The 15,808-nt window shown below is 70.4% G+C and carries 14 protein-coding genes; 9 read left to right on the top strand and 5 right to left on the bottom strand.

The window, feature by feature from the left end; translation table 11 throughout:
• Positions 1-556 precede the first annotated feature (556 nt).
• Both EDF51_RS00345 and EDF51_RS00340 read right to left on the bottom strand, forming a co-directional pair.
• On the bottom strand, positions 557-1,690 hold the full coding sequence (locus EDF51_RS00345) for a DUF262 domain-containing protein (RefSeq protein WP_134193454.1): 1,134 nt from the start codon (positions 1,688-1,690) through the stop codon (positions 557-559).
• 13 nt (positions 1,691-1,703) lie between these two features.
• Positions 1,704-5,162: a bifunctional proline dehydrogenase/L-glutamate gamma-semialdehyde dehydrogenase gene (locus EDF51_RS00340; protein WP_134193452.1), complete on the bottom strand. Its 3,459-nt coding sequence runs from the start codon at positions 5,160-5,162 to the stop codon at positions 1,704-1,706.
• 105 nt (positions 5,163-5,267) lie between these two features.
• Here EDF51_RS00340 and EDF51_RS00335 point away from each other — a divergent pair, with 105 nt between their 5' ends.
• The 3 genes from EDF51_RS00335 (at position 5,268) to EDF51_RS00325 (ending at position 8,862) form a co-directional block, all read left to right on the top strand.
• Positions 5,268-6,170 (top strand): LysR substrate-binding domain-containing protein, encoded by a 903-nt coding sequence (locus EDF51_RS00335; protein WP_111086860.1) that lies wholly within the window; start codon positions 5,268-5,270, stop codon positions 6,168-6,170.
• Positions 6,171-6,408: 238 nt separating this feature from the next.
• The gene (locus EDF51_RS00330; protein WP_134193450.1) at positions 6,409-8,052 is read left to right on the top strand and encodes a putative Ig domain-containing protein; all 1,644 of its coding nucleotides are present in this window, start codon (positions 6,409-6,411) and stop codon (positions 8,050-8,052) included.
• A 177-nt stretch (positions 8,053-8,229) separates the two neighbouring features.
• Complete coding sequence (locus tag EDF51_RS00325) at positions 8,230-8,862, top strand: NAD(P)H-dependent oxidoreductase (protein WP_134193448.1); 633 nt, start codon at positions 8,230-8,232, stop codon at positions 8,860-8,862.
• Between the two features lie 17 nt (positions 8,863-8,879).
• On the opposite strand, the gene EDF51_RS00320 is transcribed toward EDF51_RS00325, so the two are convergent.
• Entirely contained in the window at positions 8,880-9,923 is a 1,044-nt protein-coding gene (locus tag EDF51_RS00320; protein ID WP_166673465.1) for an MBL fold metallo-hydrolase, read from the bottom strand.
• A 169-nt stretch (positions 9,924-10,092) separates the two neighbouring features.
• On the opposite strand from EDF51_RS00320, the gene EDF51_RS00315 reads away from it, so the two are divergent.
• The 3 genes from EDF51_RS00315 (at position 10,093) to EDF51_RS19720 (ending at position 11,576) form a co-directional block, all read left to right on the top strand.
• Positions 10,093-11,136 carry an ATP-dependent DNA ligase gene (locus tag EDF51_RS00315; protein ID WP_134193444.1) on the top strand — a complete coding sequence of 348 codons (1,044 nt, stop codon included), beginning with the start codon at positions 10,093-10,095 and terminating at the stop codon, positions 11,134-11,136.
• Positions 11,137-11,274: 138 nt separating this feature from the next.
• Positions 11,275-11,436, top strand: a complete 162-nt coding sequence (locus EDF51_RS19725) for a hypothetical protein (protein ID WP_159573681.1) — start codon at positions 11,275-11,277, stop codon at positions 11,434-11,436.
• Positions 11,433-11,576, top strand: a complete 144-nt coding sequence (locus EDF51_RS19720; RefSeq protein ID WP_159573682.1) for a hypothetical protein — start codon at positions 11,433-11,435, stop codon at positions 11,574-11,576. The genes EDF51_RS19725 and EDF51_RS19720 overlap by 4 nt, the downstream gene beginning before the upstream one ends.
• 19 nt (positions 11,577-11,595) lie before the next feature.
• Here the strand turns inward: EDF51_RS19720 and ligD are convergent, their stop codons facing one another.
• Positions 11,596-12,615: a non-homologous end-joining DNA ligase gene (gene ligD / locus EDF51_RS00310; protein WP_134193442.1), complete on the bottom strand. Its 1,020-nt coding sequence runs from the start codon at positions 12,613-12,615 to the stop codon at positions 11,596-11,598.
• A 32-nt stretch (positions 12,616-12,647) separates the two neighbouring features.
• Here ligD and EDF51_RS00305 point away from each other — a divergent pair, with 32 nt between their 5' ends.
• The 3 genes from EDF51_RS00305 to EDF51_RS00295 are packed head-to-tail and all read left to right on the top strand — an operon-like array spanning position 12,648 to position 15,319.
• Complete coding sequence (locus EDF51_RS00305; RefSeq protein WP_134193440.1) at positions 12,648-13,484, top strand: DUF429 domain-containing protein; 837 nt, start codon at positions 12,648-12,650, stop codon at positions 13,482-13,484.
• 9 nt (positions 13,485-13,493) lie between these two features.
• Complete coding sequence (locus EDF51_RS00300) at positions 13,494-14,696, top strand: glycosyltransferase (protein ID WP_134193438.1); 1,203 nt, start codon at positions 13,494-13,496, stop codon at positions 14,694-14,696.
• On the top strand, positions 14,693-15,319 hold the full coding sequence (locus tag EDF51_RS00295) for a uracil-DNA glycosylase (protein WP_134193436.1): 627 nt from the start codon (positions 14,693-14,695) through the stop codon (positions 15,317-15,319). The genes EDF51_RS00300 and EDF51_RS00295 overlap by 4 nt, the downstream gene beginning before the upstream one ends.
• A 22-nt stretch (positions 15,320-15,341) precedes the next feature.
• On the opposite strand, the gene EDF51_RS00290 is transcribed toward EDF51_RS00295, so the two are convergent.
• A complete protein-coding gene (locus tag EDF51_RS00290) occupies positions 15,342-15,770 on the bottom strand; it encodes a hypothetical protein (RefSeq protein ID WP_134193434.1) in 429 nt (142 codons plus the stop codon).
• Positions 15,771-15,808 lie beyond the last annotated feature (38 nt).

The raw sequence follows: 15,808 nt of genomic DNA, 5'->3' as shown, positions 1-15,808 counted from the left end.
GCAGGATTGCGGCTAGCGCGCTGCACGGCGTTGGGAAGACGTCAACTTGTGCCGCTGCTCCGCGGGTCCATCGTCTGCGCGAACCAAAAGCCCATGTCGAGCGCTATCTGCGCCAAGTCAAGAGCTTTTCGTACGCCTAACCCTTCATTCTGACCATGCGAGATGCTGTTCCTCCTGTCCACGAGTAAACCCAGCTCTCGCCTCCTCCGGTTATCCTCCTCGTTCAAGTATTCAGCGAAGCTCGTACCCCAAGTTGGGTGGATTTTACGAAGCCGTTCGACCAAGTCCTCGGGGCGCGGGTTGCGACCTCGGAACAACCCAGCGCGGACATACGACGCGACGAAGGGATGAGCCTTCTCGTACGCATACTGCGAGAGACACTCGTCGAAACAGAATTCCACGTGACCACACGCTCGTACGGTGAGAAAGCGTGCCAGCGCGGCGCTCACGTCATCCCCGGAGTCGTCCCGATAGTCGCTAACCGTTTTCATCAGGCCAGCGAGCCTGCTTTCACTGAGCTGGACCTCATGCGGAGGCCAGGCACCGTGCCAGGCCATCAGACCTCGGAAAAGGCGCTGGCCGAACCTCGCAGGCGAGCAGCGACCGCTTCCTCGCGCGAGGTACCACTAGTCATGACACCATCAAGGTCCGCATTGTTGCGTAGCTTATCCACCGCCATTGTTACCTGCCGCTTCATGAGGGGACGCTTGCGCAACTCTCGCATCATCCCGACGAACACTGCCTCAGTTTGAGCGACGTTGATTTGTCGGGACTTGCGGCGCGTCACCTCTGAGCCCGGCCCTTTCGCGATGAGATCGGACGCGCGCTTGAAAAGTTCCGCTGCTTCGAGTACTTTTTCGGACGTCGCGTCTCGATTCTCGGCAGCGAACTGATTGAGGAAGCGCTTCAAAGGACGCATGTAGCGCAGTTCATCGCAGTAGAGCGCAATAATCCTCAGCACTAGTTCCTGATCACGGAGCCTGGGGGAAGGGTCACCGTAAATTGCACGCCAATTCTTGTCTTGATTCAGTCCGTGCATCAAGTCGATCAGCGGGCCCGCATAAAGCGCCACGCGAATCTCGTGCGACGTCAACTGCGTACCCCCCGAGTTCAGTCGCTCGAAGATTTGATAAACAGCTTCTTGCGACTCGAGCGAGCCGTCCGTGCCGACAATAGTTGCCTGGATATAGGTATTGTCGATTGCGCGTCGCTGACTCTCACTCAAGGTCGCGTAGGATAATCCACGAAACTCGTCGGCAACATTCGTGAGGACAAATGGCCTGTCGCGATGCTGCCCCTCGTAGAATCGCTGCAATGTCCGGAGTCGCTGTTGGCCGTCAAGGATGAGATAGCGGTTGTCGGGCTGCTTGATGAGCAGAATACTCGGGATCGGATATCCAAGGAGCAGGGATTCAACAAACCTATCCATTTGAGGCTTTGACCAAACAAAATTTCGTTGAAAGCCCGCCGACTCTATACGGTCGTCCGCGTGACCAAACTGAGGAACAAGCATGTCGCCTCGGTTTAGACGCCGTACGAGCCCCTCGACATCAAAGTCCTGCCCTGAATATGCAACCTTGAAGGCGTCCCGACTTGCTTCTTCGAGTTCTGCGAGGTCGAGGTCGTCGAGAAGCTCGGAATCCTCCGCCTCTCCAGGCAACTCGACCGATTCCGATCCGATGGCTGTCATGTTCGGATCCTACCTAGATGAGCGAGTCGGTCAGGTGGTTCGGCGTGCCGAAGCGGTGCGCCGTGATCGAGACCGCCTGCTCGCGGACGAACGGCAGGATCTCGAGCCGACCGGCCTCGGTCACCGGGCCGCCGTACACCGCGACGTCGGGACGCCCGCCGATCGCCGAGTACAGCGCCGAGGTGTCGCCGCCGATGAGCCGGACACGGGTCGATGGCCCCGCCGCGATCGAGGACGCGAAGGACTCGTCGGAGACCGACTGCGAGACGGACCGGACGATGGGCAGCGAGCGGAGCGCCGATGCGACGGGTGTCGGCAGCGCGGCGGCCGTCGAGACGTCGACCGCCGTGCCGGCGCGGAGCGCAGCCGCGACGACGCGGACGAGGTCAGGAACAGCTTCCTCGTCACCAGAAGCCAGGCGCACCTGCACCGACGGGAACGGCAGGTACCGCGCGATGTTCCGCTCGGCGCTCAGGGCCGAGACGTCGGTCGCGGTGCCGAACAGCGTCGACCAGGCCTGCTCGTCCGACGCCAGCGACCGGTCGAGCACCGGCGAGGTGACCCCGGTCGCACGAACGAAGGCGCTGACCGGAGCAGAAGGAACGGACGCAGCAGTCGACAGAGCAGGCGCCCACGACCCGAGCCCGAGCAGGTAGTTCAGCCCACCGGCCTTCGTGCCCGCACCGACAGCCGACTTCTTCCAGCCACCGAACGGCTGTCGGCGGACGATGGCGCCCGTGATGCCGCGGTTGACGTAGAGGTTGCCCGCCTGGATCCGCCCGAGCCAGGTGCCGATCTCGGCCGGGTCGAGCGAGTGCAGGCCCGAGGTCAGGCCGTAGTCGACCTCGTTGACGATGTCGATCGCTTCGTCGAGGGTGTCGGCGGTCATCATGCCGAGGATCGGACCGAAGTACTCGGTGCGGTGGAACTCCGAGCCGCGGCGGACGCCCTGGCGGACACCCGGGCTCCAGAGCTTGCCGGTCTCGTCGAGCTGCTTCGGCTCGACGGCCCAGGTCTCCCCCGCACCGAGCGTCGTCAGGCCGGCGAGCAGCTTGCCCGAGGCCGGCTCGATGATCGGACCCATCTGGGTGGTGGGGTCGGTCGGCGAGCCGACGGTGAGTGAGGACACAGCGTCGAGGAGCTGGTTGCGGAAGCGCTTCGACTTCGCGACCGAACCGACCATCACCACGAGCGACGCGGCCGAGCACTTCTGGCCGGCGTGCCCGAAGGCCGAGGCGACGACGTCCTTCACCGCGAGGTCGAGGTCCGACGACGGGGTGACGATCACGGCGTTCTTGCCCGAGGTCTCGGCGAGCAGCGGCAGGTCCGGGCGGAACGAGCGGAACAGCTCGGCGGTCTCGTAGGCACCGGTGAGGATCACCTGGTCGACCATCGGCGAGGCGATGAGCTGCTGGCCGAGCTCGTTCTCGGACACCTGCAGGAACGCGAGCACGTCGGCCGGGGCCCCGTGGGCGTCGAGCGCGGTCTCGATGATCGAGGCGAGGACGGCTCCGGAGCGCTCGGCGGGCGGCGCCGGCTTGAGGACGACGGCGGACCCGGCAGCGAGTGCGGCCAGGGTCGAGCCGGCGGGGATCGCGACCGGGAAGTTCCACGGCGGCGCGACGAGGGTCAGCGTGGCCGGGGTGAAGGTCGCACCGTCGAGGTCGTCGAGCTGCGACGCGAGCGAACCGTAGAAGTGTGCGAAGTCGATCGCCTCGGACACCTCGGGGTCGGCCTGGTCGATGGTCTTGCCGGTCTCGGCGGCCATGACCTCGATGAGTGCTGCGCGGTTCGCCTCGAGTGCGTCGCCGACGGCGTGCAGCACCGCGCCACGAGCGGCACCGGACCAGGTCCCCCAGACCGCACCGGCGGCCTGGACGCGAGCGAGCGCCGAGTCGAGCGACGCGGCGGAGTCGACCCGGGCCTCCTGGACGGCGCGGACGCCGAGCGTCGACGACGCGATCCGGTCCGTGATGGCCGAACCCCACTGGCGCACCGACGCGACCGACGGGTCGCTGTCCGGCGTGTTCTCGAACCGGCCGGGTCCGGGGCGCCCAACGGCCGCGTAGCGGTCGGCGACGCGGTGGGACGCGGGAGCGGCGAGGCCCTCGGGTGTGGCGAGCGGCACGAGCGAGGCGCGGAAGCGTTCTTCTTCGCGGGCGAACAGCGGCGGCGACGACACCAGCGAGAAGACCGCGGACATGAAGTTGTCCTGCGAGGCGCCTTCTTCGAGGCGGCGGATCAGGTACGCGATCGCGACGTCGAACTCTCCGGGGTGGACGACCGGCGTGTAGAGCAGGAGGGAACCGACCGTGTTCTTCACTGCCGACGCCTGGCCCTGCGCCATGCCGAGCAGCATCTCGAACTCGATGCCGTCCCGAACGCCCCGTTCGCCGGCGAGCAGCCAGGCGTGCGCGACGTCGAACAGGTTGTGCCCGGCGACACCGACGCGGACGTTCTCGATGCGCGACGGGGTGAGCGCCCAGTCGAGCACGCGCTTGTAGTTGGTGTCGGAGTCCTGCTTGGTGTGCCAGGTGGCGAGCGGCCAGCCGTGCACCGATGCCTCGACCTGCTCCATCGGCAGGTTCGCGCCCTTGACCAGGCGGACCTTGATGCCGGCACCACCTCGGGCGCGGCGGGCGGCGGACCACTCCTGCAGCTGCTCCATCGCGGCGAGCGCGTCGGGCAGGTACGCCTGCAGCACGATCCCGGCTTCGAGCCCGAGGAACGCCGGCTCGTCGAGGAGCTTGGTGAAGACCGCGATCGTCAGGTCGAGGTCCTTGTACTCCTCCATGTCGAGGTTGATGAACTTCGCCGGGGTCGAGGCCGCGGCGCGCTCGAACAGCGGGCGGAGCTGCTCGACGATGTCGTCGACGGCGTGGTCGAACGCCCACGGCGAGTGCGGGTGCACGGTCGACGAGACCTTGATCGACACGTAGTCGACGTCGTCGCGTGCCAGGAGCTTGTGCGTGCCCTCGAGCCGGCGCGCGGCCTCGCGCTCGCCCAGCACGGCCTCGCCGAGCAGGTTCACGTTGAGCCGGACGCCGTCCCGCTTGATCTTGGCGATGGCGGGCCCGAGCTTCGAGTCGGTCGCGTCGACGATGAGGTGGCCGACCATGCCCCGCAGCACCCGGCGAGCGATGGGCACGACGACGCCCGGAAGCACCGGTGCCATGCCGCCACCGAGGCGCACGAGTCCGCGCATCGCTGCGGGCAGGAACCCGGGGGCACCGGGCGCGATCTGCCGGAGCTTGCGCGCGGCGACGGCGAGGTCTTCCGGGCGGACGACGCCGTCCACGAAGCCGACGGCGAAGTCCAGACCTGCGGGGTCGGCGAGCACCCCGGCGAGCTGCTTGGCGGAGCCGTCGACCGGGAACGACTCGGCCTCGGCCAGCCACTGTCGGACGAGTGCGACGGACTGGTCCGCCAGCGCGTCGTGGTCGGTGGCGGGGTGCTCCTGCAGGGTCGTCATGGGATCAGTGTGGAGGCCCGGGATACGGTAGCGGAAGCGACCGTTCCTGATGGGTACCGTTCAGTTGCACTACCGAATCTACAGCAACCCCGGTACCGTCAGACCATGCTCGACGTCCGCCGCCTGGTCCTGCTCCGCGAGCTGTCGATCCGCGGCACCATCGCGGCCGTCGCCGAGGCCATGAACTTCACGCCGTCGGCGGTCTCGCAGCAGCTCAGCGCCCTGGAACGCGAGGCAGGGGTGCAGCTCCTCCGCAAGGCGGGTCGACGGTTGCAGCTCACCCCGCAGGCCGAGGTGCTCGTCGCCGCCGCCGGCCACGTGCAGGACGTGCTCGAGCAGGCCCAGGCGCAGGTCGAGGACACCCTGCCGTCGGTCCAGGGGCGGGTGCGCGTCGCCGTGTTCCAGTCCGCCGCCCTCGCGCTGATGCCCAACGCCCTGCACGAGATGGCCACCGAGCACCCCGACGTCCGGGTCGAGATGGTGCAGCGCGAGCCGGAGACCGCCCTGAACGAGACGTGGGCGCGGGACTTCGACATGGTCATCGCCGAGCAGTACCCGGCGCACGCCGCCCCGCACCTGTCCGGGCTCGACCGCTCGGACCTGACCACCGATGCGGTCCGCCTGGCGCTGCCGCCGCTCGACACGGCGCTGTTACCGGTCTCGAGCCTCGAGGACGCCGAGGCCCTGCCGTGGGTGATGGAACCCCGCGGGACGGCGTCGCGACACTTCGCGGAGCAGGTGTGCCGACGCTGGGGCTTCGAGCCGGACGTCCGCTACGAGACCGCCGACCTGCAGACCCAGATCCGACTGGTCGAGTCCGGCAACGCGGTCAGCCTGATGCCGGACCTGATGTGGACCGGACGCACGACGACTTGCCGGTTGCTCGAACTGCCCGAGCAGCCCCGCCGGACGATCTTCACCGTCGTGCGCGCCGCCGGGGCGTCCTCGCCCGCGGTCCGTGCGCTGCGCGCCGCCCTCGAACGTGCCGCGGCGGCCGTCGGCGACTGATCTGCCTGACGCGCCTGACGCGGTGGACCGCACCGGATGACGGACGGGAGGCCCGTGGCGGATCCGCCACGGGCCTCCCGTCCGACGCGGGTTTCCGCACGGACCCCCAACCATGGTCACATTCCGGTCACCGACGCCTGAACGGCCACGCAGCCGCACTACGATCCGAGCAGGCCGAAACTCTCGGCAGATTCTTACGATCCGGCCACCCAGCCGGACCTGAACATGGGGGGAACCCGTGCATCGCAGCACCTCCGCCGTTCGTCGCGCTTGCGCCGTCGGCACCACCGTCGCACTCGTCGGTCTGACCACCGGTCTCGGCATCATGTCGGCGACCGCCGCCAGCGCCGTCGAGCCGACCGACTCGACGCAGCCCGTCTCCTCGAACGAGACCACGGCCCCCGTCGCGACGGAGACGCCCGCACCGACCGACGAGCCGTCGGTCCCCGCGGACGAGACCACGGAGACCCCGGCCCCGGCACCCGCCGAGGAGGCCCCGGCCCCCACCCCGGGCGACGACGCGACCACCCCGGCCGACGAGCCGACGGCTCCCGCGACGACGGCTCCGGCCGCCGAGGCCCCGGCTCCGACCGCGACGCCGACCCCGGACGTCACCACGAAGGCCGCCGACGCGACCGTCACCATCGACGGTGCGGCCAAGGTCGGCACCCTCCTGAGCGCCGTCGTCACCGGCTTCGACGAGGACTCCTCGTACAAGTACGTGTGGGCTGACCAGGACCGCAACGTCCTGTCGAAGACCGCGACCTACCGCATCGACCCCACCGACGTGCGCAAGACGATCACCGTCACGGTGACCGGCACGCTGCCCGGCGCGACCGAGACGACCTCGGTGACGTCCGACGCGACCGCGCCCGTCAGCCAGACCCCCGCCTTCCTCGGCGAGGACGGCAAGCCGACGAAGGCCGGCGCCGACGCTGACCACCCGCTCGAGCTGAGCACCACGGCCGGTGACGCGTTCTCGCACACCTTCCGCGCGCAGGGCTTCCCGGAGCCGACGTACGCGCTCGCGTGGTTCGACGAGGACGAGCTCGAGGACACCACGTACTACGACGAGAACGGTGACGAGTACGTCCCGGAGCCCGACGAGCAGCTCCCGGACGGCATCACGTTCGACGCCTCCACCGGTGAGCTCAGCGGCGTCTCGACCGACGCCTGGGACTGGACCTTCGCGGTCACCGCGACGAGCGGCACCGAGACCGTCACGCAGTACGTCGACCTGACCGTCGAGGCCGCAGCGCCGCTCGGCATCGAGGTCTACACGACCGACCGCACGAACCTGCTCGACGACGACGGAGAGCAGACGACCTGGATCATCGCGCCGGACGGCAGCATCACCACGCTGGCGTTCGAGTCCGACGACGAGGGGTTCACCGGCTCGATCACCGACGGCGGCCGGCCGACCATCAAGCAGGGTGGCACGCTCGTCATCGAGGGTGGTCTCGTCGACCGCTACGGCAATTCGATCGTTGATGACGAGGACGGGCCCGTCGTGGTCCCGACCGTCACCTCGGACGTGGCCAGCGACGTCATCGCGCCGGACCCCGACTTCGGTGAGTTCGGCATCGTCAGCGTGACGTTCCCGCACGCATCGACGCACAACCTGACGGTCTCCGCTGATGCGTTCACCACCTCGTTCGCGGTGGACGTCCAGCCGACCGCCGTCCCGACCGTCCCCGGTGTGTCGACTCCGACCACCCCGGTCCCCGCGGCCGCACCGGTCACCCCGACGAACCGTGGCGGCCAGCTCGCCTACACGGGTTCGGACGCCACCGGCGCCCTGCCCTGGGCCCTCGGCCTGCTCGTCGCCGGTGCCGGCCTGATCGGTGCCCGCACCCTGCGCCGTCGCCGCGCACAGCGCTGACGGACGACCAGCGCTGACGGACGACCAGCGCTGATGTACGACCAGCGCTGACGGTCCCCCGTCGTCTCCCGTCCGTCGCGTGCCCGCGTGACGGACGGGAGGCCCGGCTCGGCCCCGCCTGTCCCCTCCCCGGGGCGGCGGGGCCGTTTCCGTCCCACCGTCGGTAGCGTGGGCACCATGCCCACGCTGCTGCACATCGACTCCTCGGCCGACCTCTCCCACTCCCGTTCGCGCGCGCTGACCGCCGCGTTCGCCGATGCCTGGCGCGCACGCGGACCGGAGTACACGGTGGTCCGCCGCGACCTGCACGTCGACCAGCTCCCGCACCTCGAGACCTCGGCGCTGCACTGGGCGGCAGCGGACCGCACCGCGAACGAGTCCGTCGCTCCCGAGGCCGAGGCCCTGCGCCAGGAGGTCATCGACGAACTCCTCGCCGCCGACGTCGTGGTCGTCGGGTCCCCGCTGTACAACTACACGGTGCCGTCGACGCTCAAGGCCTGGATCGACCGCATCCACATCCCCGGGGTCCTGGCGGGCGACGTGCAGCCCCTGGCCGGCCGTCCGGTCGTGACCGTGGTCAGCCGCGGTGCGACCTACGACGCCGGCACCCCGACCGAGGACTGGGACCACGGCTCGCCGGTCCTGCACCTCATCCTCGGCACAGCGCTCGGCATGAAGCTCTACCCGATCACGGTCAGTGCGACCCTGGCCGACCGGCTGCCCGACCTCGCCCCGCTCGCCGAGCACGCGTCCGCCGAGCTCGCCGACGCGAAGACGACGATCGAGCGCCTGGCCACCACGCTCGGCTGAGGTCAGGACGCGAGCGGTCAGGCGGGACGGATCTCGCCGGACCGGCCGAGCAGCTCGGCGTGGAACGCCGTCTGCGTCAGCGCGCTCGCGAGCAGGAACCCGGTCATCGACTCGATCCCGCCGCTGAACGGCACGCGTGCGGCGACCTCGAACAGCGTGGGCCGGTCGAGCAGGTCGAGTGCTTCGGCGACGTGCCGCGACCGCTCCTCGCGGTGTCGAGCCAACGTCTGCGCGCGGGCGACGACGTCGGCGAACCGGTACTCGTGGCCCGGGCAGACCTCGAGCCCGGCGTACACGTCGAGTCGGCTGAGCGACGCCAGGTAGTCGCCGAGCGGGTTCGTGGCGGTCCGACCACCGAGGCCGATCCCGGAGTTGATCCGCGGCAGCACGTGGTCCCCGGTGAACAGCAGCCCGTCTGCCTCGTCGACGAAGCACACGTGCCCGGCGGTGTGCCCGGGCGTCCAGAGCGTCCGGATGGTGCGCCCCGGGATCGGCAGCACGTCGCCGTCGGCCAGCAGCAGGTCGGCGTAGGGCGCCTCGCTCCGACCGAGTCCGATCCGTCGCCCGCTTCCCCAGGCCGCGACGACGCCGTCGTGCAGCTCGGGCGGCAGGCCCCACGTGGCGATGTCGGCGTCGTTCCGCACCGCGTCGGTGCGCTCCCGCTCCAGCGCGTCGACCTCGAGCCCGTGCATCGCGACCCGCGCACCGGTCGCTCGGCGGACCGCGGCGGCAGCACCGAGGTGGTCGGCGTGCAGGTGCGTCACGGCGACGAGGGACACGTCGTCGAGCGACCGGCCGATCGCCGACAGTGCGGCGCGGACCTCGTCGAGCCCGCCGTCGGACGACCACCCGGGGTCGATCAGCGCGAGGGACCCGTCCGACCCCTCCACCACGTAGACCAGGGTCGCGTCGGGCACCCCGAACCGGAACGGCACCGCGAAGGTCCAGACCCCCGGCCGGACCTGCTCGACGGGCGGCAGGACGCCGTCGCGGAGCGCGGCGGCCTGCACGGGGCTGATCGGTTCCGGAGCCGGCGCTGCCGACGGGGGCACGGTCGTCACCCGCACCACACTACTGACGCGAGCCGACCTGCCCAGCGCTCTCCGGGCCTCCCGGCCGCACTTCGTGAGCAGAAATGGTCGAGTCGTCGCGCCGGACCCGACCATTCCTGCTCACCAAGCGCAAACCCCGCCCACGCAAGCCCCACCCGCGCCCGAGTAGACACGACGCATGGAGATCGCACCGATGCTGGCCAAGGCCGTCGCCGACGTCCCGGAACCCGACAGCGTGACCGGTGGCCTGCGGTACGAACCGAAGTGGGACGGCTTCCGCGGCATCGTGACGATCGACGGCGACGACGTCGAGATCGGCAGCCGCGGGGCGAAGCCGCTCACGCGCTACTTCCCCGAACTCGTCGAGGCCTTCCGCGCGCAGTTCGGCGGCCGTGACCACCCGGTGGTGCTCGACGGCGAGGTGATCCTGCGCTCGGGCGAGCCCGGAGCCGAGCGCCTCGACTGGGAGGCGCTGTCCCAGCGCATCCACCCGGCGGCCTCGCGGATCGCGAAGCTCAGCGCCGAGACGCCCGCGCAGTTCGTCGCGTTCGACCTGCTCGCAGCGGACGGTGACGAGCTGGTCGACCTGCCGTTCGACGAACGACGCGAGCGGCTGGAACAGCTCGCGAGCGGCATGTCCGACCCGCTGTTCGTCACGCGCACCACACTCGACGTCGACCAGGCACGCGAGTGGCTCACCACCTTCGAGGGCGCCGGACTCGACGGTGTGGTCGCCAAGCGCCGGGCCAAGCCGTACGAACCGGGCAAGCGGACCATGCTCAAGATCAAGCACCACCGGACGGCCGACGTCGTCGCGATCGGGTACCGCGTGCACAAGAGCGGCTCGGGCGTCGGGTCGCTGCTCGTCGGGCTGTACGGCGACGACGGGGAGCTCCGCCAGGTCGGCGGCGTCTCCGCCTTCTCCGACAAGCGCCGGCTCGCCCTGGTCGACGAGCTCGAGCCGGTCGTGCTCCGCGATGCGGACGGGAGGCCCGTCACCGGTGACGGGGAACGGTCGCGTTTCTCGTCGGGTCGCGACACGTCGTTCGTCCGGCTGGCGCCGGAGGTCGTGCTCGAGGTCCGCTACGACCAGATGGAGGGCGACCGGTTCCGGCACACGGTGCAGTTCGAACGGTGGCGTCCGGACCGCGACGCGGAGTCGTGCGGGTTCGACCAGCTCGAGGTGCCGTCGGCGTACGACCTGCGGGATGTCCTGTCCTGACGCGTGGTTGTCCGTTTTTCGTCGTCTTGCCGGTGATCGCAGGAAAGTAGTTAGCCGAACTAGCGAAACGCTGCCACGATGGAGACCAGCAGCACGAGGCACCCATCCCGGGAGCCCCAGGACCGAAAGCGGATCGACATGAGCACCAGCACGCTTGTCCGCCACTCGCAGCGGAACCCCTTCACCGAGGTGCGCGAGGCACGCCGCCAGCGCACCCTGCAGCTCAGTGCGGTCATCAGCGCCATCGCCGGCGTGACCGCCACCGCGCTCGCACTCGTCACGATCGGCCTGGGCTCGTGATCGTCGACGGCATCAGTGACGCCCACCGAGGCACCTGGTCGCGACTGACCCGCCTGCACACGGCGAGCGTCGGACTGCCGATGCAGACGTCCCGCGTCGACGACCCCGACCGCTCGACGGACACGCTGCCCGCCGTCTGACGGTCCGCGCTGGTTCGGGTCAGGACTTCTTCGCTCGGGACGGTTGCACGCGCGGCGGTTCGCCGGGCATCTTCGGGAAGTCCGGCGGGAAGGGCAGTTCACCCTCGCCGTTCTCCAGGTCGCGCTCCCACCACGCCAGCAGCGGCGCGATGCTCGCCGGCTCGTCGTGCATCGCCTGCCACGGGTCGCCGATCGTCGCCAGGCGCTCGGGGAGGGTCCGGATCGTGAACGCCGTCGGGTCCGCCGTCGGCAGCTCGTCCCACGTGATCGGCGTCGACACCGAGGCGTGCGCCAGTGCCCGCGGGCTGTAGGCACCGGCCATCGTGCGGTCACGGTTCGCCTGGTTGAAGTCGACGAAGACCCGCTGGCCGCGCTCCTCCTTCCACCACGCCGTCGTGACCCGGTCGGGCATCCGCCGTTCGAGTTCCCGGGCGGCGGCGATCACGGCGTGCCGGACATCGAGGAACTCGTACTCGGGGGCGATCGGCGCGAAGACGTGCAGACCGCGGTTGCCGCTCGTCTTGATCCACGCCGTCAGACCCGCTTCGTCCAGGACCTTCCGGAGTTCCTGCGCCACGGGCACCGTGTCCGAGAAGTCCGTGCCGGGCTGCGGGTCGAGGTCGATGCGGAGCTGGTCCGGGTGGTCGCTGTCCTCGGCGCGCGAGGCCCACGGGTGGAAGACCACGGTGTTCATCTGCGCGGCCCACACCGCGACGGCCGGCTCGTCGATGACGAGCTGCGGGTGCTTCCGGCCGCTCGGGTACGTCACCGTGACCGATCGCACGTAGTCGGGGGCACCCTTGGGCGGGTTCTTCGAGAAGAACTGCTCGCCGTCGACGCCGCCGGGGAACCGCTGCAGCGAGATCGGTCGGTCGCCGTTCGCGCGGACGAAGGCGTCGCCCACCGTCACCAGGTACTCGGCGAGGTCGAGCTTCGTGATCCCGGCGTCCGGCCAGAGCACGCGGGAGGGGCTGCTGATCCGGACCTCGCGGTCCCCGTCCGGACCGGGCACCCGCACCGTCGTCGCTTCGCTCGCCATGCAGCGGAAGGTACTCGGTGCACGATGGACGGGTGAGTGCGTACCTCGGAGTGGACCTGGCGTGGGGACTCGGCACCGCGAGCCGCGCCCCCAACGAGACCGGGCTGGTCGCGATGGAGGCCGACGGCACGATCACCGACGCCGGATGGGCCCGCGGGGTCGACGACGTCACGACCTGGATCGCGGAACACCTCGGGCCGCGGTCGCTCATCGCCGTCGACGCCTCGCTCGTCGTGACGAACCCGACCGGCATCCGCGAATCCGAACGGCAGGTCGGGCAGCGCTACGGCCGGTGGAAGGTGGCGGCGAACCCGACGAACCAGGCCTCCGCGGCGAGCGCCGGCTCCCGCCTGCTCGACCGGCTCACCGCACTCGGCGTCCGGTACGTGTCCGATACGGCGTCGATGCACGCCAGGACCGGGCCGGCGATGTTCGAGTGCTACCCGTACACGACCCTGGTCGGCGTGGAGGAGCTCGGGTACGACGTCGAGCGGCCCCGGTACAAGCGCCTGGACCTCAGGGTGCCGGCAGCCGAGGCCCGGGCACGCCGCGCCGAGGCCTTCGACGAGCTCGTCCGGCGCCTGCGTGAGACCCCGCTCGACCCGCCGTTGCAGCTCGACTCGCATCCGCTGACGGCGAGCCTCGCCGACCCGTCAGTGCTCCACGGCCCGACGCACAAACACCGCGAGGATCTGCTCGACGGCGCCCTGTGCGCCTGGACGGCGGCGTTCTGGGAGCGTCACGGCGACCAGCGCGTGCAGATCCTGGGAGGCGATGTGGGTCTCCCGTCCGACCCGGTCGACGAGGCGGGCCGCCGGCCCGTCGTCGTGGCGCCCGCGCGCCCGTCGCAGCGCGGCACGCGCGGCTAGGGTTGACCGGTGAGCACGACGAGCGAACCCCTGCACATCGGGCTGGTGTCGCTGCACACCTCCCCCGGAGACGAACCCGGCTCGGGCGAGGTCGGCGGCATGAACGTCGTCGTCCGGCACCAGGCCGAGGCGCTGGCCGATCGTGGCCACCACGTCGACATCATCACGCGGCGTTCGGCGCCGACGCAGCCGGACTCGGTGTCGCTCGTGCCGGGTGTGTGCCTGCGGTTCCTGTCGGCGGGTCCGGCGGAGCCGGTGCCGAAGGGCGAGCACGACGCGTTCATCGAGCCGTTCCGCCACGAGCTCGAGCAGCTCGGGCCGTTCGACGTCCTGCACTCGCACCACTGGTTCTCCGGTGCCGCTGCCCTGCCGGTCGCCCGTCAGCGTGGCATCCCCCACGTGCAGTCGTTCCACTCGATCGCCGCCGACCCCGAGACGCCGCTGTCCGAGGGTGAGCGGCCCGAGTCCGCCGGGCGCATCACGGGCGAGCAACAGCTGGCGCGTGAGTCCGATGCGGTCGTCGTGGTGTCCGAAGCCGAGGCGTCGACGGTCCGGACGCGGCTCGGCGGTGCCGACTCACGCATCTGGATCGTGCCGCCCGGGGTCGACGGGTCGGTCTTCCGTCCGGCGGCCGCCGGTGCGCGCCGGGCTGCCACGCCCTACGTCGTCGCGGCGGCTCGCGTGCAGCCGTTGAAGGGGCTCGACCTGGCCATCGAGGCGATCGCGGGCATCAGCCAGGAGGCCCGTCCCACCCTGGTCATCGCCGGGGATGCTTCGAGCGAGGCGGGTGACTACGTGGACGAACTGCGTCGGCTCGCCGCCGCGCGTGGCATCGCCGACCGCGTCACCTTCATCGGGCCGCAGTCGCGTGCCGACCTGGCGTTCCTGTTCCGTGGCGCGGCAGCCGTGCTGGTGCCGTCGCACTCCGAGACGTACGGCCTCGTGGCGCTGGAGGGCTCGGCGTCCGGGGTGCCGGTCGTGGCCGCGGCTGCCGGTGGGCTGCGTGAGGCCGTGGTCGACGGTGAGACGGGTGTCGTGCTCGAGTCCCGTGAGCCGTCGGTGTGGGCTGCCGAGATCGAGCGGATCCTGACCGACTCCGGGTACGCGGCCGCGCTGTCCTCGGCCGGGCGCGAGCACGCGGAGCGTCTGAGCTGGGAACGATCGGCTTCGGGGCTCGAGGACGTGTACCGCCGGGTGCTCGGCCGCTCGTGAGCCGTTTCGACGCCTCGGGGTTCTGGGCGGCGCTCGACGCCGTGCCCGTGGAGGCGGACGCCGAGGCGCTCTACGACCTCGGTTCGGCCGAGGGGCGGTTGCGGCGGTCGAACCTGCAGCGGTACCTGGAGCAGTTCGGGCCAGCGGCGGACACCCTGCTCGTGGCCGAGGCGCCCGGGTGGCGGGGCATGACGAACACGGGCATCCCGTTCACGAGCGTGCGCGAGCTCGAGACGGACCGGTTCGGCGCCGACTACCTGGTGCCGCCGGAGCCGACCGCTCCGTGGGAGGCATCATCGCGCGTGGTGCAGGCGGCACTGTCCGACTGGGCCGGGCCGCTCCCCGTGGCGTGGGCGATCTTCCCGCACCACCCGTTCGTCGCGCCGGACCGGCTGACGAACCGCACGCCCCGTCCGGCCGAGGTGCGGTCGGGAGCGCCCGTCGCCCTCGCGCTGCTCGAGGCACTCGGTGGCGTCGACCGGGTCCGGGTGGTCGCGGTGGGGCGGAAGGCCCAGGGTGCGCTCGCACTGGCCGGCATCGAGGCGATCGCCGTCCGGCATCCCGCGCAGGGCGGCGCGAAGCAGTTCACCGAGCAGCTGCGAGCGTTGGACCGCTCGCTGTAGTTCCCCGTGCCGGTCCCTCCGGTCAGGCTGAGCGGACCTCGACGCCCTTCGCGGCCAGGGCCTCGGCGACGTGGGCGGGCAGCGGTGCAGCTGCGTACACGGTGCGGAGGGCCGGCAGGTCGAGGACGTCGTCCCAGTTCTGCGGGTCGAAGCGGTCGTCGGAGCCCTCCCACCCGGGGTGCACGTCCTGGAGTACCTCGAGCTCGGTGTCGACGGTGAGCTCCGTGACGAGCGACAGGTGCGACGGCAGGAGTTCCAGGTCGTCGTAGTACTCACGGGCCCGGTCGTCCTGGCCGTCGACGTCGAGGTCCTCGTCCGTCTCGTCGGCGGCCTCCGGGTCGTAGGGGTCGAGGACGTCGAGGTCGTAGCAGAGGACGTCGAGCACCAGCAGCTTCGCGTTGAAGTCGGCGAACTCGACGGGCTCTTCGGTGGTGTTCGACTCGTGGTCCATGGCCCGGAGAGTATCCGTCGCCGAGCGACCGTGTTGCG

Origin of the sequence: Curtobacterium sp. PhB25 (assembly GCF_004365375.1) — a bacterium.
Classification (GTDB): Bacteria; Actinomycetota; Actinomycetes; order Actinomycetales; family Microbacteriaceae; genus Curtobacterium.
Note: the sequence above shows the minus strand (reverse complement) of the source record. Positions and strands in the feature narration are given on the sequence as shown.